15 protein-coding genes are annotated in these 17992 nt (G+C 67.2%); 6 read left to right on the forward strand and 9 right to left on the reverse strand.

Annotated features, from left to right (window positions below; translation table 11 throughout):
* Positions 1–75: 75 nt before the first annotated feature.
* The 4 genes from topA to rpmG all read left to right on the forward strand — a co-directional run bounded on the left by topA (position 76) and on the right by rpmG (position 5790).
* A complete protein-coding gene (topA, locus tag F6X38_RS03190) occupies positions 76–2739 on the forward strand; it encodes a type I DNA topoisomerase (protein WP_150968103.1) in 2664 nt (887 codons plus the stop codon).
* Positions 2740–2744: 5 nt separating this feature from the next.
* Positions 2745–5024, forward strand: a complete 2280-nt coding sequence (gene rnr, locus F6X38_RS03195; protein WP_150968104.1) for a ribonuclease R — start codon at positions 2745–2747, stop codon at positions 5022–5024.
* On the forward strand, positions 5021–5461 hold the full coding sequence (locus tag F6X38_RS03200) for a DUF983 domain-containing protein (protein WP_246191169.1): 441 nt from the start codon (positions 5021–5023) through the stop codon (positions 5459–5461). The genes rnr and F6X38_RS03200 overlap by 4 nt, the downstream gene beginning before the upstream one ends.
* A gap of 161 nt (positions 5462–5622) precedes the next feature.
* Positions 5623–5790: a 50S ribosomal protein L33 gene (rpmG, locus tag F6X38_RS03205; RefSeq protein ID WP_150968105.1), complete on the forward strand. Its 168-nt coding sequence runs from the start codon at positions 5623–5625 to the stop codon at positions 5788–5790.
* Between the two features lie 90 nt (positions 5791–5880).
* Here the strand turns inward: rpmG and F6X38_RS03210 are convergent, their stop codons facing one another.
* Both F6X38_RS03210 and F6X38_RS03215 read right to left on the reverse strand, forming a co-directional pair.
* The gene (locus tag F6X38_RS03210; RefSeq protein ID WP_150968106.1) at positions 5881–7242 is read right to left on the reverse strand and encodes a PleD family two-component system response regulator; all 1362 of its coding nucleotides are present in this window, start codon (positions 7240–7242) and stop codon (positions 5881–5883) included.
* 11 nt (positions 7243–7253) lie between these two features.
* The gene (locus F6X38_RS03215; RefSeq protein ID WP_150968107.1) at positions 7254–7622 is read right to left on the reverse strand and encodes a response regulator; all 369 of its coding nucleotides are present in this window, start codon (positions 7620–7622) and stop codon (positions 7254–7256) included.
* A gap of 125 nt (positions 7623–7747) precedes the next feature.
* Between F6X38_RS03215 and F6X38_RS03220 the strand changes: the two genes are divergently transcribed.
* Both F6X38_RS03220 and F6X38_RS03225 read left to right on the forward strand, forming a co-directional pair.
* Complete coding sequence (locus tag F6X38_RS03220; protein WP_150968108.1) at positions 7748–8059, forward strand: DUF3572 domain-containing protein; 312 nt, start codon at positions 7748–7750, stop codon at positions 8057–8059.
* Complete coding sequence (locus tag F6X38_RS03225; RefSeq protein ID WP_150968109.1) at positions 8056–8715, forward strand: hypothetical protein; 660 nt, start codon at positions 8056–8058, stop codon at positions 8713–8715. Before F6X38_RS03220 ends, F6X38_RS03225 begins: the two co-directional genes overlap by 4 nt.
* A gap of 76 nt (positions 8716–8791) precedes the next feature.
* On the opposite strand, the gene dnaE is transcribed toward F6X38_RS03225, so the two are convergent.
* The 7 genes from dnaE to F6X38_RS03260 form a co-directional block, all read right to left on the reverse strand.
* Positions 8792–12271: a DNA polymerase III subunit alpha gene (dnaE, locus tag F6X38_RS03230; RefSeq protein WP_150968110.1), complete on the reverse strand. Its 3480-nt coding sequence runs from the start codon at positions 12269–12271 to the stop codon at positions 8792–8794.
* 389 nt (positions 12272–12660) lie between these two features.
* Positions 12661–13305: a PRC-barrel domain-containing protein gene (locus tag F6X38_RS03235; RefSeq protein ID WP_150968111.1), complete on the reverse strand. Its 645-nt coding sequence runs from the start codon at positions 13303–13305 to the stop codon at positions 12661–12663.
* 231 nt (positions 13306–13536) lie between these two features.
* Positions 13537–14184 carry a gamma-glutamylcyclotransferase family protein gene (locus tag F6X38_RS03240; RefSeq protein ID WP_202617920.1) on the reverse strand — a complete coding sequence of 216 codons (648 nt, stop codon included), beginning with the start codon at positions 14182–14184 and terminating at the stop codon, positions 13537–13539.
* Complete coding sequence (gene gor / locus F6X38_RS03245; protein ID WP_150968112.1) at positions 14181–15578, reverse strand: glutathione-disulfide reductase; 1398 nt, start codon at positions 15576–15578, stop codon at positions 14181–14183. The genes F6X38_RS03240 and gor overlap by 4 nt, the downstream gene beginning before the upstream one ends.
* Before the next feature lie 98 nt (positions 15579–15676).
* Positions 15677–16258 (reverse strand): DUF2059 domain-containing protein, encoded by a 582-nt coding sequence (locus F6X38_RS03250; protein WP_150968113.1) that lies wholly within the window; start codon positions 16256–16258, stop codon positions 15677–15679.
* A 142-nt stretch (positions 16259–16400) separates the two neighbouring features.
* Positions 16401–17099: a ribose-5-phosphate isomerase RpiA gene (gene rpiA, locus F6X38_RS03255; protein WP_150968114.1), complete on the reverse strand. Its 699-nt coding sequence runs from the start codon at positions 17097–17099 to the stop codon at positions 16401–16403.
* Between the two features lie 96 nt (positions 17100–17195).
* Positions 17196–17951 carry a pyridoxine 5'-phosphate synthase gene (locus F6X38_RS03260; RefSeq protein WP_150968115.1) on the reverse strand — a complete coding sequence of 252 codons (756 nt, stop codon included), beginning with the start codon at positions 17949–17951 and terminating at the stop codon, positions 17196–17198.
* Between the last annotated feature and the right edge of the window lie 41 nt (positions 17952–17992).

Below are 17992 nucleotides of genomic sequence, written 5' to 3' on the forward strand. Positions count from 1 at the left end.
CTGTTCGACCGGCGAGCGGCGTCGCTTTCCTTGTTTCGGCCGCTCTTGCGCCGACCTCCATCTCAGGACGTTCGAATGGATCTCGTCATCGTCGAATCGCCGGCGAAAGCGAAGACGATCAACAAGTATCTCGGCTCGAACTACAAGGTTCTGGCCTCCTACGGGCATGTCCGCGACCTGCCGGCGAAGGACGGCTCGGTGCTGCCGGATGCCGATTTCGCCATGAGCTGGGAAGTCGGCAAGCCGTCGCAGAAGCGCCTGTCGGAGATCGCCGACGCGGCGAAGAAGGCAGACGCCGTGGTCCTCGCGACCGACCCGGACCGCGAAGGCGAAGCGATCTCCTGGCACGTCCTCGAAGTGCTGCGGCAGAAGCGGGCGATCGGCAAGAAGCCGGTGCGCCGCGTCGTCTTCAACGCGATCACAAAGTCCGCGGTGCTCGACGCTATGGCCAAGCCGCGCGAGATCGACGAGCCGCTGGTGGACGCCTATCTGGCGCGGCGGGCGCTCGACTACCTCGTCGGCTTCACCCTGTCGCCCGTGCTCTGGCGCAAGCTGCCGGGGGCGCGGTCGGCGGGCCGCGTCCAGTCGGTGGCGCTGCGCCTCGTCTGCGACCGCGAGTCCGAGATCGAGCGCTTCAAGCCGCAGGAATACTGGCAGATCGGCGCCCGCCTCGCGACGCCGCGCGGCGACGAATTCTTCGCCCGGCTGTCGGAATACGACGGCAAACGCCTGCAACGGCTTTCGGTCGGCAACGGCGAGACGGCGTCCGCCATCAAGACGATGCTGGAGGGCGCGCGCTACGGCGTCGCCTCGGTCGAGGCCAAGCCCACCAAGCGCAATCCGGGACCGCCCTTCACCACCTCGTCGCTGCAACAGGCGGCGTCCGCCAAGCTCGGCTTCTCGGCCTCGCGCACCATGCAGGTGGCGCAGAAGCTCTACGAAGGTCTCGATATCGGCGGCGAGACCGTCGGCCTGATCACCTACATGCGGACCGACGGCGTGCAGATGGCGCCGGAAGCGATCTCGGACGCCCGCAAGGCCATCGGCGGCAGCTTCGGCGACCGCTACGTGCCGGACAAGCCGCGCTACTACTCGACCAAGGCGAAGAACGCGCAGGAAGCCCACGAGGCCATCCGCCCGACCGCGTTCACCCGGCACCCGAAGGACGTCGAGCGCTTCCTCGACCGCGATCAGGCGCGGCTCTACGACCTGATCTGGAAACGCGCCACCGCCAGCCAGATGGCCTCCGCCGATATCGAGCGGACGGTGGCCGAGATCGAGGCGCGGAACGGCGACAAACTGGCGAAGCTGCGCGCGACCGGACAGGTGGTCCGCTTCGACGGCTTCCTCGCCGCCTATGTCGATCACCGCGACGACAGCGCTCAGCCTGATGCCTCCGCCGAGGAGGACGACGACGCCCGCCTGCCACGCATCGAGGCGAAGGAGCTCGTCGACAAGCGCCTGGTCGAGTCGTCGCAGCACTTCACCGAGCCGCCGCCGCGCTATTCCGAAGCCTCGCTGATCAAGAAGCTGGAAGAGCTCGGCATCGGCCGGCCGTCGACCTATGCGGCGACACTGCAGACGCTCGAGGATCGCGAATACGTAGTCAACGAGAAGCGCAAGCTGCTGCCGGAAGCCAAGGGGCGTCTCGTCACGGCTTTCCTCGAAAACTTCTTCGAGCGCTACGTGGAGTACGACTTCACCGCCGATCTCGAAGGCAAGCTCGACCGCATCTCGTCCGGCGAGCTGTCCTGGAAGGACGTGCTCCGCGAATTCTGGCGCGAGTTCTCGGCCCATGTCGAGGGCACGAAGGAGCTGCGCGTCTCGGACGTGCTGGACGCCCTGAACGACGATCTCGGGCCGCTCGTCTTCCCGGCGAAGGAGGACGGCACCGATCCGCGCCTCTGCCCGCGCTGCAATGCCGGTCAGCTCTCGTTGAAGCTCGGCAAGTTCGGTGCGTTCGTCGGCTGCTCGAACTACCCGGAATGCAACTACACCCGCCAGCTCGGCACGAGCTTCGCGGCAGATGCGCCGGACAGTGCATCGGCCGACGAGAACCGCGACCTCGGAAAGGATCCCGCGACGAGCGAGCCGGTGACGCTGCGCGCGGGACGCTTCGGCCCGTATGTGCAGCGCGGCGACGGCAAGGAGGCCAAGCGCTCGTCGCTGCCGAAGGGCTGGAACGCCGCCGAGATCGATCTCGAGAAGGCGCTGCAGCTCCTCTCGCTGCCGCGCGAGGTCGGCAACCATCCCGAAAGCGGCAAGCCGATCCTCGCCGGGCTCGGCCGCTACGGCCCGTTCCTCCAGCACGACGGCGCCTATGCCAATCTGGAGACGATCGAGGACGTGCTGACGATCGGCCTCAATCGGGCCGTGACGGTGATCGCGGAGAAGAAGGAGCGCGGCGCGCGCGGACGCGGGACGCCCGCCGCCATCGCCACCCTCGGCGAGCATCCGGCCCTCGGCGGCCCGATCACCGTGCGCGACGGACGGTTCGGCCCCTACGTCAATGTCGGCAAGGTCAATGCCACGCTGCCGCGCGGCAAGGATCCGGCAGGCGTGACGCTGGAAGAGGCGATCGCGCTGCTGACCGAGCGGGCCGAGAAGACCGGCGCGGCCGGTGCGAAGTCGGGCGGCCCGAAATCCTCGTCGAGAGCCAAGCCGAAGGCGAAAGCGGGCGCGAAGCCGAAGGCCAAGGCCTCGCCCGCGCGGCGGGCGCAAAAGCCGGCGGCCGAATAGCCCGGATGGCGCGCTCGAAATCATCCTCGCACGAAGCGCCGGTCCTCTCGCGCGAGACGGTGCTGCGCTTCGTCGCCGAGAATCCCGATCAGGCGAGCAAGCGCCAGATCGCGAAGGCCTTCGGCGTCAAGGGCGACGCGCGCAACGACCTGAAGGACATCCTGGCCGATCTCCAGGCGGAGGGTGCCCTCGCCGGCGGTCGCCGCGCCTATTCCCGGCCGGATGCCCTGCCCCCGGTGATGGTGCTCGCCGTTCGCCGCCGCGACGACGACGGCGGCCTTCTCGCCGAACCGGCGGAATGGGACGAGGATCGGAGCGGCGAGAAGCCGGTCTTCGCGGTGCGGCAGAACGAGCGGGCCGGCGCGGCGGGTGTCGGCGACCGCATCCTCGCCAAGCTCGACCCGGACGCGGACGACGGGCCGACGGCGGCGGTGATCCGCGTGCTCGAACAGAAGCGCAGCTTGGCGCTCGGCGTGTTCCGGACCATGCATGGCGGCGGTGGGCGCGTCGAGCCGGTGGAACGGCGCGGCCTCGAATATGCGATCGGGCCGGCCGATACGGGCGGGGCCGTCGCCGGCGATCTGGTGGAGGTGGAACCCTACGGACGGGGACGCGACAGCGGCCTGCCGCGCGGACGCGTGGCGGGCGTCGTCGGGTCGCTCGGCAGCGAGCGGGCGATCTCGACCATCGCGCTCCACGCCCATTCGATCCCGCACGTCTTTCCGCGCGGCGTGGTCGAGGAAGCGGATGCGGCTGGCGAGCGCGGCATCGAGGCCGAGCACGAGAACTGGCGCGACCTGCCGCTGGTGACGATCGACCCCGCCGACGCGAAGGACCACGACGACGCCGTGCACGCGCGGCCGGACGACGATCCGGCCAATCCCGGCGGCATGGTGCTGACGATCGCGATCGCGGACGTCTCCTGGTACGTCCGGCCCGGTTCGCGGCTGGATGCCGAAGCGCTCCTTCGCGGCAACTCCGTCTATTTCCCCGACCGGGTCGTGCCGATGCTGCCGGAGCGCATCTCCAACGATCTCTGCTCGCTGCGGCCGGATGTCGATCGCCCTGCCCTCGCCGTGCGCGTCAAGTTGGCAGGAGACGGCCGGAAGCTCCTGCATTCATTCCACCGCGTCGTGATGCGCAGCCATGCCAAGCTCGCCTACGGACAAGCGCAGGCGGCGATCGACGGCGATGCGGATGCCGCACCGCGCGCCATCGTGGACGGCGTGCTGCGGCCGCTCTGGGACGCCTACGCCCTCCTGAAGCGGGCGCGGTCCGACCGGCAGCCGCTCGATCTGGACCTGCCCGAGAAGAAGGTCGTGCTGGACGCCGATGGGCGTGTCGAACGCGTGGTCGTCCCCGACCGGCTGGACGCGCACCGGCTGATCGAGGAGTTCATGATCCTCGCCAACGTCGCGGCGGCGGAGGCGCTGGAGGCGAAGCGGCAGGCGCTGATCTACCGCGTCCACGACGCGCCGTCGCTCGCCAAGCTCGAAGCGCTCCGCGACTTCCTGCGCACGCTCGACATATCGCTGGCGAAAGCCGGCAGCCTGCGGCCGTCGCACTTCAACGGTATCCTCGCGCAGGTGCGCGCCAGCGAGCACGAGCACCTCGTCAACGAGATCGTGCTGCGGACGCAGAGCCAGGCCGTCTACTCGCCCGATAATCTCGGCCATTTCGGCCTGAACCTCATGCGCTATGCGCATTTCACCTCGCCGATCCGCCGTTACGCCGATCTCGTCGTGCATCGCGCGCTCGTCGCGGCGCTCGGCCTCGGAGAAGGCGGCCTCACGAAAGACGAGGAAGCAGGGCTTGCCGGGACGGCGGAATCCATCTCGCGCGCCGAGCGCCGTGCGATGGCGGCGGAACGCGAGACGATCGATCGCCTGATCGCGCATCATCTGGCGGGGCGCATCGGCGAAACCTTCGAGGCGCGGATCAGCGGCGTCACAAAATCCGGCCTGTTCGTTTCGCTGCCCACCTTCGGTGCGGACGGCTTCATCCCCATATCGACGCTTGGAGCCGAATACTTCGTCTTCGACGAGATCGCGCATTCGCTGGTCGGAAGCCGCAGCGGCGCCGGCTATCAGTTGGGCGACGCCGTGGATGTCCGCCTCGTCGAGGCGATCCCGCTGGCGGGGGCGATGCGGTTCGAGATGGTCAGCGAGCCGCGCGCCTTCGCCCGGTCGACGACTTCGTTCCACAAGGCGAAGTCGCGGCCGTCCGGGCGACCGCGCGGCAAGCCGCCGAAGAACGTCGCGCAGAAACTGAGGAAGAGACGATGACGCTCGAAGCTTCCGAACGGACACGGACTCGCGAAGCCGCGACGCAGACCGCGGCGGAGCGCCCCCTCCTGCGTTCAATGCTGCGCGGTCTCGTCTGCCGCTGCCCGCGCTGCGGCGAGGGCAAGCTCTTCGCCGGCTACCTGCGCGCCGTGCCGCATTGCTCGACCTGCGGTGAGGCCTTCGACGGCGTGCACCGGGCCGACGACTTGCCGCCCTACCTCACGGTCTTCGTCATCGGCCACCTCGTGGTCGCGCTGTTCATGGCGCTGGACGAGGCCGTGGTGCTTTCGCTAGGCGCGAACCTCGCGATTTTCATCCCGCTGACGCTGGTTCTTTGCCTGGCGATGCTGCGGCCGATGAAGGGCCTTACGATCGGCTTGCAATGGGCGATGCGCATGCACGGCTTCGGCGAAGGCGACGCGCGCCACGACCATTGAGCGTCGGCATCTCCGCCGATCCTTGACTTTACGGCGGGCTCGGATAAAGGTCCGCACAACTCGCGCCGGACGGCAGTTCGGCGCGTTTCGATTTCATCGCCAAGGCATGCGGACAACCGACCCGCGACCCGCCGTGGCAGCATTTCGCAAGGCGGATCGTCATGGCCAAGGCAACCACCATCAAGATCAAGCTGCTCTCGTCGGCGGATACGGGATTCTTCTACGTGACGCAGAAGAACAGCCGCACCATGACCGACAAGATGGTGAAGACCAAGTACGACCCGATCGCGCGCAAGCACGTCGAGTTCCGCGAGACGAAGATCAAGTAAGCTTCTTCGACATGCGCTTTCCGAACGCCGCTTCGCCAACCGCGAGGCGGCGTTTTTCGTTGCGCTGTCGACGGTGGTGATCCAAGCCGCTCAAGCGGCGAGCTGGGCCACGCGATTGCGGCCGCCGTGCTTGGCGGCGTAAAGGCTGCGGTCCGCCCGCTTCAGCAACGATGCCACATCGTCCGTACGATGATCGAACACCGCGAGCCCGACGCTCACCGTGACGGCGACCGCCGAGGCGGCGCACTCGAACGACGTCTCCGCCACCAGCCGGCGCATCCGCTCGGCGATCTGCGCTGCGTCGGCGCCTTCGGTATCCGGCATTACCACCACGAATTCCTCGCCACCGAGCCGGCAGCACAGGTCGCTCGCACGCGATCCATCCCGGATGCGACGGGCGAACTCCCGCAGCACCTCGTCGCCGACATCGTGCCCGTTCCGGTCGTTGATCTGTTTGAAATGGTCGATATCCGCGATCAGGATCGATAGCGGCCGCCCTTCGGCCCGAGCGCGCTCGATGACGCCCGGCAAGTGCGATTCGAGAAAACGGCGGTTCTGCAGGCCGGTCAGCGGATCGGTGACCGCGAGTTCCACAGTGCTGCGGAGCGACTGGCGCAGACCCTCGTCGTAGCGCCGCCGCTTGATCTGGGTGCGAGCGCGCGCCAGCAGTTCGTTGCGGTCGATCGGACGCAGGAGATAGTCGTTGACGCCGATCTCCAACGCCTTCGCGATGCGCGCCTCGTCCTGCGGCGCAGCTAGGAGCAGGATCGGCACCCGGCGCGTCGCCTCGCCGGAACGAAGCTGCGAAGCGAAGCGCAGCGCATCGAAGGTCGAAGTCGCCAGATCGACCACGACGAGGTCGGCTTCGGCGCTCGCCGCGAATGCCGCTTCGACGCCCACAGTACGGCAGTCGTGCTCGGTGCCGAGAATGCGGGCCGAATGCCCGGCAAAACCCTCCGCTCCGTCGTCGACCACGACGACGCGGCCGTCGAGCCCGCCCAGTCCGATCTCGGCCAGGAAGTCGGCGCCGCCGAGGATGTTGGCGGTCGTATCGGCGCGGATGCGCAATTCGTCCGACAGGATCTTCAGCCGCAGCAGGCTCTTCACCCGCGACATGAGCTGCAGTTCGCGCACCGGCTTCGTCAGGAAGTCGTCCGCGCCGGCTTCGAGCCCGCGAACGCGGTCGCTCGGCTGGTCGAGGGCGGTCACGAGGATCACCGGCAGATGGCGCGTATGGGGCGCGGCCTTTAGCCTCCGGCAGACCTCGTAGCCGTCCATGTCCGGCATCATGACGTCGAGCAGCACGAGGTCGACGCTTTCGCTCGCGCAAATCTCCAGCGCCTCCGGCCCGCGCGAGGCGGTCAGCACTTCCAGATATTCGGCATGAAGCTTGGCTTCGAGCAGCTTCCGGTTGATGTCGACGTCGTCGACGATCAGGATGCGGCCGGTCATCGGCGGAACTCTCAGGCGTCGAGGAACGACTTGATCGTCTCGATGAACTTCGTGACCGAGATCGGCTTGGAGATGTAGGCTTCGCAACCGCCCTGGCGCATGCGCTCCTCGTCGCCCTTCATCGCGAAGGCGGTGACGGCGATCACCGGGATGCGATGCAGTTCCGGATCGGCTTTCAGGTCGCGCGTGACGTCCAGCCCGGAGATTTCCGGGAGCTGGATGTCCATCAGGATCAGATCGGGACGGTGCTGGCGGGCGAGGTCGACCGCCGTCAAGCCGTTCCGGGTCTGAATCGTCGCGTATCCATGCGCCTCGATGAGGTCGCGGAAGAGCTTCATGTTGAGCTCGTTGTCTTCGACGATCATCACGGTTTTCGGCATCCGCCGGCTCCAGATGCGCTGCGGGAGCCGGCGGAGCAAAACGCCTCGTCCGGCCTGTAGAGGACTACAGCAATTTGTTTTAAGAATTGAGGAATCCAAAAAATGCCGATGGTGCACCCGCTTTCATGCTGAAGAATTCCCGAACGCGTTCGCCGCCCGTCGACGAAAACGTAGCCCTTTCGATCGGCATCAAGGCTCTGGAGTTCCTCGCCGCCGAACCCGAGCTTCTCAGTCGCTTTCTGAGCTTTTCGGGCTTGAGCGTGGAGCAATTGAGGCAGGAGGCGAACCGGCCGGCGTTTTTCACCGGCCTGCTCGACTTCATCCTCGCGCACGAACCGACGCTCGAAGCCTTCGCGGCGAAGATGGAGCTGAGGGCGGAGGACGTCGCCACCGCCCAGCGCGTCCTCGCGGGCCCCGAACCGCGCGACGTCGAGTGAGTGCCGATCCGGTTTCCGCCGGCCCCTTGCCGGCGGACGTTGCGCGCAAACACGACGCCCTGCTCCTGCTCGATGTCGACGAGGTGATCCTGCACTTCATCGCTCCTTTCCGCGAGCTTCTGGCTGAGTACGGTGCGCGGCTTTCGCCGGAGAGCTTCCGCCTCACCGGCAACGTCCATTCCATCGCAACCGGAACGGCGGTCAGTGGCCACGAACTCGATCGGGTCACCGACCGCCTCTATCGGGAGCAGGAAAGCCGCCAGACGCCGGTCGAAGGGGTCGGCGCCGCCCTGCGCGATCTCGCCGGCATGGCCGACATCGTCTTCCTGACGGCGATGACGCCCGCGCATTACGCCGCACGGCGCAACCTTCTCGACGCGGCCGGCCTGCGTTACCCCCTGATCGCCACCCAGCGCTCGAAAGGCGCGGTGGCAGCGGAACTGGCGGCGTGCCGTCCCGGCCCCGTCGTCTTCGTGGACGATCTGCCGCCGAATCTGGTTTCCGTCGCGCGAAGTGTGCCCCGGGCAAAGCTTCTCCATCTCATGGCGAACGAGGTTTTCCGTCCGCACCTGCCGCCGCTGCCCGCCGGGGCGGCGCGCGCGGACGACTGGCCGGATGCCGTTCCGAAGATTCGTGCGTTGCTCACCCCGAATTAAGGGCCGACGCCGCTCGCCTACCATCGCATTCCAAGCGATGACTGCGCCGGGCGGCTTCGGTCGCCCCCTTCGGATCTCAGGCGAGTTCCACGTCTACGACACCCGGCACGGCGCGGATCGCGCCCGCCATCTGCGGCGAGACGCGGTACTTGCCGGGTAGAGCGATCTCCACCTCGCGCTCGCCGCCCTCGCCGATCAGGATCAGCGAGATCTCGGAGTCGCCGCCGCTCTGGAGCTGCGAGCGGAAACGCTCCAGCGGCTTCGCCTCGTTCAGGAAGATGCGCAGCGACTTCTGCATCCGGACCGCCTCGTCCTCCAGCGACTGGACACTGCCGGCCCGCAGCGAGATGCCTTCCGGCCGCTCCTCGGCCTGGACGATCATGATCACCGCCGCGCCCGGTTCCAGCATGTCGCGGAACTGCATGAGCGTTTCGGAAAAGAGCACGACCTCGTACTGGCCGCTCGGATCCGACAGGTTGACGATGCCGATCTTGCCGCCGGTCCGCGTCCGCCGCTCCTGCCGCGAGATCACCGTGCCGGCGATGCGCCCCGCGCTCGCGCCACGCCGGACGGCTGCGACGACGTCGGCATAGGTCTGCACGTGCAGGCGCTTGAGCGTCGCGGAGTATTCGTCGAGCGGATGGGCGGAGAGGTAGAAGCCGATCGCGCCGAACTCCCGCATCAGCTTCTCGGCCGAAGTCCATCGATCCGTGTCGGCGAGATGCAGCTTCTCCAACTCGTCGGTCGAACCGCCGAACATGTCGTTCTGCCCGGACTGCCGCCCCTCGCTGCGCCAGGCCGCGTAGCCGCTGAGCCGGTCGACGTTCGCCGTCAGCGTCGCGCGATCGTAACCGAAACAGTCCAGCGCCCCGGCCGCGATCAGGTGCTCGAAGGTGCGCTTGTTGACGATCTTCGGATCGATCTTGGCGCAGAAGTCCTCGAGCGAGCGGAACGTGCCCTTCCCCCGCAACTCGACGATATGCTCGACGGCCTGCTCGCCGACGCCCTTGATCGCCGCCAGCGAATAGAAGATGCGGTTCGGCTCGACTTCGAAGGCCTTGTGCGAGGTCTGGACCGACGGCGCGACGATCTCGATGCCGAGCCGCACCGCGTCGCGGCGGAATTCGTTCAGCTTGTCGGTGTTGCCGATGTCGAGCGTCATCGACGCCGCCAGGAACTCGGTCGGGTAGTTCGCCTTCAGGTACGCCGTCTGGTAGGTGACGAGCGCGTAGGCGGCGGCGTGGCTCTTGTTGAAGCCGTAGTCGGCGAACTTCGCGAGAAGATCGAAGATCGTGTTCGCCTGCGCCTTCGCGAGGCCGTTCTTCACCGCGCCATCGACGAAGCGGACGCGCTGCGTGTCCATCTCCGCGCGAATCTTCTTGCCCATCGCGCGGCGCAGGAGGTCGGCTTCGCCGAGCGAATAGCCGGACAGCACCTGCGCGATCTGCATCACCTGTTCCTGATAGATGATGACGCCCTGCGTCTCCTTCAGGATGTGCTCGATCTTGGGGTGGAGGAAGTCCGCCTCTTCCTCCTTGTGCTTGCGGGCATTGTAGGTCGGGATGTTCTCCATCGGGCCGGGACGATAGAGCGCCACGAGCGCGATGATGTCCTCCAACTGGTCGGGCCGCATGCCGATCAGCGCCTTGCGCATGCCGGCCGATTCCACCTGGAACACGCCGACCGTCTCGCCGCGCGTCAACATGTCGAAGGTCGGCTTGTCGTCGAGCGGCAGCTTGCCGAGGTCGATCTCGATCTTGCGCCGGGCGATCAGCGCCATGGCGGTCTGCAGCGTCGTCAGCGTCTTCAGGCCGAGGAAGTCGAACTTCACCAGCCCGGCCTGCTCGACCCATTTCATGTTGAACTGCGTCACCGGCATGTCGGAGCGCGGATCGCGATACATCGGCACCAGCTTCGACAGCGGCCGGTCGCCGATCACGATGCCGGCGGCGTGGGTCGAGGCGTGCCGGTAGAGGCCCTCCAGCTTCAGGGCGATGTCGAGAAGCCTTCCGACGATCTCTTCCTTCTCGCGTGCCTCCTGCAGCCGCGGTTCGCCTTCGATAGCTTGCGCCAAGGTCACCGGGTTCGCCGGGTTCGCCGGCACCATCTTGCAGAGCTTGTCGACCTGCCCGTAGCTCATCTCCAGGACGCGGCCGACGTCGCGCAGGCACGCCCGCGCCTGCAGCGTTCCGAACGTGATGATCTGCCCGACCTGCTGCCGGCCGTACTTCTCCTGCACGTAGCGGATGACCTCGCCGCGCCGCTCCTGGCAAAAGTCGATGTCGAAGTCCGGCATCGACACGCGGTCGGGATTCAGGAAGCGCTCGAACAGGAGCGAAAAGCGCAAGGGGTCGAGATCGGTGATCGTCAGCGACCAGGCGACGAGCGAGCCCGCGCCGGAGCCGCGGCCCGGCCCGACGGGAATCCCTTGCGCCTTGGCCCACTTGATGAAGTCCGCGACGATCAGGAAGTAGCCCGGAAACTTCATCCGCTCGATGATGCCGAGCTCGTACTCCAGCCGTTCGCGATAGACCGCTTCCGTTTGGCCGGGCGCCATGCCGTGCACCGCAAGACGCGCATTCAGCCCTTCCACCGCTTGCCGACGCATCTCGGCGGCCTCCGCCCGTTCCGCTTCGGCCGGGTCGGCGTTCGCCCCGGCGAAGCGCGGCAGGATCGGTTTCCGGGTGCGCACGCGGTAGGAGCACCGCCGCGCGATCTCGATCGTGCTGGAGAGTGCTTCCGGAAGGTCGGCGAAGAGCATCGCCATCTCGTCCTGCGTCTTCAGGCAGTGATCGGTGGTCAGCCGCCGCCGGTCCTCCTGGCTGACGAGCTTGTTGCTCGCCACCGCGATCAGCGCGTCATGCGCGTCGAAATCGTCCTTGCAGATGAAGTACGGCTCGTTGGTCGCGACCAGCGGCAGGCCGAGTTCGTAGGCAAGATCGACGGTCTCGGCCTCAATGCGCCGGTTGTAGCCGCGCTGCCGCTGCAGTTCGACATAGAGCCGGTCGCCGTAGATGGCTGACAGGACTTCGAGGCGGCCCCGCGCGATCGCGGCGCGACCCGCCTGCAGCGCCGTACCGATCGGGCCGAGCGGGCCGCCTGTCAGCGCGACAATCCCCTCGCCGCGGGATTTCAGCCAGTCGAGCAGCACATGCGGACGGCTGTTGCCGTCGTGCGCGAGGTAGGCGAGCGAGACGATTTCGACGAGGTTCTCGTAGCCTTTCTCGTCGGCCGCGATGAAAACCATCGGCGCGAAGCCGGTCAGCGCGGCACGGTCGCGCCCGCTCTCGTTGTCGCCGTCGCCGAAATCGACTTCGAGCTGGCATCCTATGATCGGCTGGATGCCCGACTTCGCCGCCTTCTCGGAGAATTCCAACGCGCCGAACAGATTGTTCGTATCGGCGATGCCGATGGCGGGCGAACCATCGCCCTTTGCGTGCTTGACGATCTGATCGATGCGAAGGGCGCCCTCCAGCAGCGAGAAGGCGCTGTGGCATCGCAGGTGGATGAAGCGAAGCTCCCGGCCGGCCGCGCCCGTTCCCTGCGTTTCCGCCATATCGTCCCCGTCCGCATCGAAACTCGCGAGGTTCCTATCTTCCTCGTCCGGTTCGAAGCTGTCGAGCGGAGCTTCCGAGGTTTCAACAGGAGCCGCGCGGCTCATACCACGCCAAGCACCAACGCAAAGCTCATCAGGAACATCGAGATCGCGAAGAGCGAGGCCACATCCTTCAACACGTCGGTCATGTCTGTTCCCTCTTTGTTCTAATTTGAATTAGCGTCTCGACCGCGCCGGAGTCAAGCGATCGATAGGAACAAAGATAGAACGGTTAACGAGGTGCCGAAGCAGAACGCAGATCCCGCGGTCACGCCGGTGAAAAGCCTACACTAAAATGCCCGCTTCCAAACAAGGAAGCGGGCACAGGATATGACTGTTCGTCGACCGTCTTAGTCGTCGAACTCTGGCGCGTTCTGCAACTGCTCGCGCGTGAAGTTGACCATGATGTGGTCGAGGCGGCTACCGTCATCGCTGGCGGCGGCGGTCGCGCTCGTGCCGGACATCGCACCGCCCGCGGCGGAGTTGTCGGCGTTGGTACTGCCGGTCGTCGTCGGGTCGCTCGCCGGCGCGGTGGTGCCGGCGGCGGGTGCGGCAGTGCCCGCCGGAGCCATGGTGCTGTTGTTCGCCATGTTGCCGCTGGTAGTCGCCGCGACCGGCACGTACTTCAGCCCGTCCGCCGGAATGGCGACCGTCTTGGCGCCGATACCGAGGAAGCCGCCGACATCGACCGTCACGGCGGCCAGCCTTCCGTCTTCACCGATGATCATGTCGCTGACCGTGCCGATGGACTCGTTTTGCGGACCCATCACGTTCGCGCCGCGAATGTTCGACGCGAGGAACTGATTCGCCTCGCGCTTCGTGACGAAGTCGCCGGGAGTCGCTGCCATGGCGGGCGCGGCGGTGCTCGCCGTGTCGTTGGCGGCGGGCGCCGCTGGTGCGGGAGCCGCGGGGCTCGCGTCGCTCGTTTGCGCCAGCGCCGGCACCGTTACCAGTGCGGACGACCCAATAAGCATGGCGAGAACGATGTTCTTCATGGAAGTTCTCCTGGAAGCAGCGCTTCATCCCGGGTGCGCCGAGCGCGTCGAAGTATCCGCCGCGCCGGGTTCCGGTCGTTCGAAAGGCTAATTCTTTTCAGCCGGAGTAGTTCCCTCGTCTTTCACCATCGAAACGCGCATGGAGCGGGAGCGACCGTCACAACAACTGCGGCGGCGAGGAAGGTTGGCCCAACGCGTTCGCGCCGCCACTAACGCCCCGTCGCAGTTCGGCTATCCGGTCGGAAAACGAACGCCCCGCTCCCGCAGCAGGCGGTCGAAAAGCTCCGTTTCGCCGGTTTGCGGAACCACGGCGCGCGGGTAGCGCGGCGCGCTGCGATCCGGGATCAACGTCGTCTCAAAACCTTGTGTATCGGCGACGAAACGCCGAAGCCCAGCTTCGCCATGAACCGCGAGAAAGCCCTGCATGACCGCGTCGAGATAGGATTGCAGGATCGACGAGTGCCTTTCCGCCGCCGTTTCGTCGGGCCGGATCGCCTCATAGATGTAGACCGGCAGGTCGAAGGGCGGCGGAGCCTCGACGGAAAGCGTCTGCGGGAGAACGGTTCGCCGCCGGTAGCCGGCCTCCCGCTCGTCGACGGCCGCGAGGTTGTCGGCGAGGTCGTAGACGACCACCCCGTCGATCGCGGCATCCGGCTCGGCGCGAACGGAAAGGAGGGCGATGCCGACTTCCAGACGAGGCAGCCAGAAGCGCTGCCAACCCGCAACGCTCGCCCGGCGAATGGCCAGGAAGCGCGTGCGCAGCGTGTCGCGGTTCACCAGCGACCCGTAGCCGAAATAGGCGACGACCCGTCCCTCCTCCGCCAGACGACGGAAATCCGGATCGTCCGGGTGGATCGGAGCGCGCCCGGCCTCGCTCACCCTTCCAGACGCTCGCCGTTCCGGATCCGCCAGCTCGGCTCGTACATCGTCACGAGCTCTTCCGCCGCGGTCGGGTGAACCGCCATGGTCCGATCGAAATCCTCCTTCGTCAGCCGCGCCTTCACGGCGACGCCGAGGAGCTGTCCCATTTCGCCGGCATCGGGACCCAGCACGTGCGCGCCGACGACGCGTCGTGTCGAAGCGTTCACCACGAGTTTCATGATCGTCGGCTCGACGCGTGCCGTCAGCACCTGCCGCATCGGCCGGAACTTCGCGCGATAGACGTCGACGTCGCGGATATCGCGCGCCGCCTTCTCCTCCGTCATGCCGACCGAGCCGATCTCCGGCTGCGAGAACACGGCGGTGGCGATGGCCTCGAAGTCCGGCTCGGTCGGGTTGTCGCGGAACCGCGTTTCGACGAAGCACATCGCCTCGTGGATCGCGACCGGCGTCAACTGCACGCGGTGCGTCACGTCGCCGACGGCGAAGATGTGCGGGACGTTGGTTCGGGAATAGCCGTCGACCTTCACGCCGCCGCGCTCGTCGAGTTCGATTCCCGCCTTCTCGCAGCCGAGGTTCTCCGTGTTCGCCTGTCGCCCGATGGCGAGCATCACCTGATCGGCGGTGATCGCCTCGCCGCCGGAAAGCTGCGCGCAGAGCCTGCCGTTCTCGCGCTGCTCGACCGATTCCAGCATCTCGTGGCAGAGGATGCGGATGCCCTTCTCGGCCATCGCACGGTGGAGTTCCGCCCGAAGCTCGTCGTCGAAGCCGTTCAGGATCTCCTTGCCGCGATAGACCAGCGTCACCTCGGACCCGAGGCCGTGGAAGATGTTGGCGAATTCGACCGCGATATAGCCGCCGCCGAGGATCACGATCGATCGCGGCAGCGCTTCCAGATGGAACGCCTCGTCCGAGGTGATGCAGTGCTCCGCGCCAGGCAGATGCGGATGCCGCGCCGGGCGACCGCCGGTCGCGACGAGGATCGTGTCGGCGGTGACGCGCCGGTCGCCGTCCGACAGGCGCAACTCGTGCGGGCCATCCAGCACCGCACGGCAGCGGAGCGTCTCGACCCCTGCCTTGTCGAGGTTGGCTCTATAGATGCCCTCGAGCCGGGCGATCTCCTTGTCCTTGTTCGCGATGAGCGTTGGCCAGTCGAAGCTCGTCTCGCCGACCGTCCAGCCGAAGGACGGCGCGTCTTCGAAGGCTTCCGAGAACTGCGAGGCGTAGACGAGCAGCTTCTTCGGCACGCAGCCGCGGATGACGCAGGTGCCGCCGTAGCGATATTCCTCGGCGATCGCGACGCGTTTGCCGAGCATGGCGGCGCGACGGGCCGCGCGCACTCCGCCCGAGCCGCCGCCGATGACGAACAGATCGTAGTCGTAGCTGTGGCTCACGCGTGCGGACCTTTCACGAACTGCTCGAAACGATTGGTCGAAACGCGAAGGGCGGCCCGTTCGGCCGCCCTTCGCGATCGCTGTTCCGGTCTGTGCCTTTACTGCGAGGAGGACGTCGCGCCGCCGTCCACCGCGCCGGTCGTCGGCAGGGCCGGCGCGCCCGCGCCGCCGCCGTTCTGGGAGAGAAGCTGCGTCATGCCTTCGGCCGAGCTGCGGCGAAGATCGCGCATGATGCCGTTCGACCAGACATCGGCCGCGGCCAGCATCTCGCGGGACGCGACGGGTCCCTGCTTGAGCAGCTTCTTGCCGGCGTCGGAATTGTAGAAGTCGGCGATCGACTGCAATTCGGCCTCGGTGAAGAGCTTGGCGTAGATGCGCGAAACCTCGGTTTCGAGGTCGGCGCGCCGCGGCGCGAGCGCCAGCGCCTTCTCGTCCACCATGTCGGAAATCTGCGGCTGGATGTCGGGGTTGCTGCCGATCAGGTCGGATTTGATCTGCGTCGCCGCGTTCATCAGGATGTTGTCGAACTGCTCCGTGGAATCGATCGCGTCGACCGCCGCCCGAGCCGCCGCGAGATGGGACGGGGCCACCTCCTGCGCGACGGCCGGCGTGCACGCCGCCGCGACGGCGATGACCGCCGCCGACAGGACGCCGCGCCGGATCGTTTCAAAAGGAACCATGACAGTCCTGTCTCCATTGGCCGGGCGGCTCGCGCCCTGAAAATCCCTGATCGCGCGTTCCTAGCCAATCGGCCGGCGCGGCCGCAAGTCCCGTGCGACCCTCCGCGACGCAGATCGGCATGGATCGCTCCATCGCGCGGCGTCAGGCTTGGCCGAGGATCTCGACGCCGTCATCGCCCGCGATCACCGCCGCGCCGGCGAGCCCCAGGAACAGGCCGTGTTCGACGACGCCTGGAACGCCGTGCAGCGCTTCCGAAAGCGCTTCTGCGTTCGGAATGCGGCCAAAAGATGCGTCGAGAATCAGATGGCCGTTGTCGGTGATGAAGGCCTCGCCGCCCCTCTGCCGCAGCCGGACTTCGCCCGCGAGCCCCAGCCGTTCCGCCGCCCGGCGGATGCCGAGATAGGTGGCCGTCAGCCCGAAGCCGTTCACCTCGATCGGCAGCGGAAAGGCGCCGAGCACGTCGACGCGCTTCGTCGCGTCCGCGATGACGATGAAGCGCGAGGCGGCCGCCGCGACGATCTTTTCGCGCAGAAGCGCGCCGCCGCCGCCCTTGATCAGCCGAAGCTCCGGGTCGACCTCGTCGGCCCCGTCGATCGCGAGATCGAGTTCCGGCATCTCGTCGAGGCTGGCGGTCGGGATGCGCAACTCCTCACAAAGCCGCGCGGTCCGCTCCGATGTCGCGACGCCGACGATGCTGAGGCCGCCGGCAACCCGCTCGCCGAGCGCGCGGACGAAGCACTCGGCCGTGGACCCGGTGCCGATGCCGAGCCGCATGCCGTCCGAGACGTATTCGAGCGCCGCCCTGCCCGCCTTGTCCTTCAGCGACGCCGCGTCGGTCATCGAAGCTATCCTCCCTCGCCGATACTGTTGGTTCGGCTCGCTCGGTTTAGCCGATGACGGCCGGCCTGTGAAATGCCGCCGGACGTCCTGTTGAAGCTACGCCGCGCCGGCGAGCGCCTCGCGATAGGCCCGCACCGCTCCGGCCATGCCGAGTTCGAGTGCGTCGGCCGTCAGGGCATGCCCGATCGACGCTTCGGCGACGTAGGGCATGCGGGCGACGAGCGCCGGCAGGTTCTCCAATGTCAGGTCGTGGCCGACATTGACGCCGAGGCCGAGCTCGACGGCGCGGTCGCCGCCCTTGCCGAGCGTGTCGAGTTCCCGCTCGCGGGCCGCAGGATCGGAATGGGTGGCGCCGTAGGGTCCCGTGTAGAACTCGACGCGGTCCGCGCCGGTGCGCGCGGCGATGTCGAGCGCCACGGGGCTCGGATCGGCGAAGAGCGAAACGCGGATACCCGCCGCCTTCAGGCGGGCGGCGGTACGGGTCAGGAAGACTTCGTGGCGCGCGAAGTCCCAACCATGATCGGAGGTGGACTGCGCCGGATCGTCCGGAACGAGCGTCGCCTGATGCGGCAGGTTGGCAAGCGCGAGTTCGAGGAAGTCCTCGGACGGATAACCCTCGATATTGAACTCCGCCCCCTGCCCGTGCTCGGCGACGAGCCGTGCCAGGACCGGCAGGTCCGAGAAGCGAACGTGCCGCTGGTCGGGACGCGGATGCACGGTGATGCCGGCCGCGCCGGCCTCCAGCGCGATGCGCGCGAATCGCGCGACGTCCGGCCACGGCAGGTCGCGCCGGTTTCGCAGCATCGCGATCGCGTTGACGTTCACCGATAGGGTTGGCGCATGTCCGGTCATGGGCGGCTCCTGCTCGATCCGGAAACTAGCCGGGTCGCCGC

The sequence above is a fragment of the Plantimonas leprariae genome (genome assembly GCF_008802405.1).
GTDB lineage: Bacteria > Pseudomonadota > Alphaproteobacteria > Rhizobiales > Rhizobiaceae > Plantimonas > Plantimonas leprariae.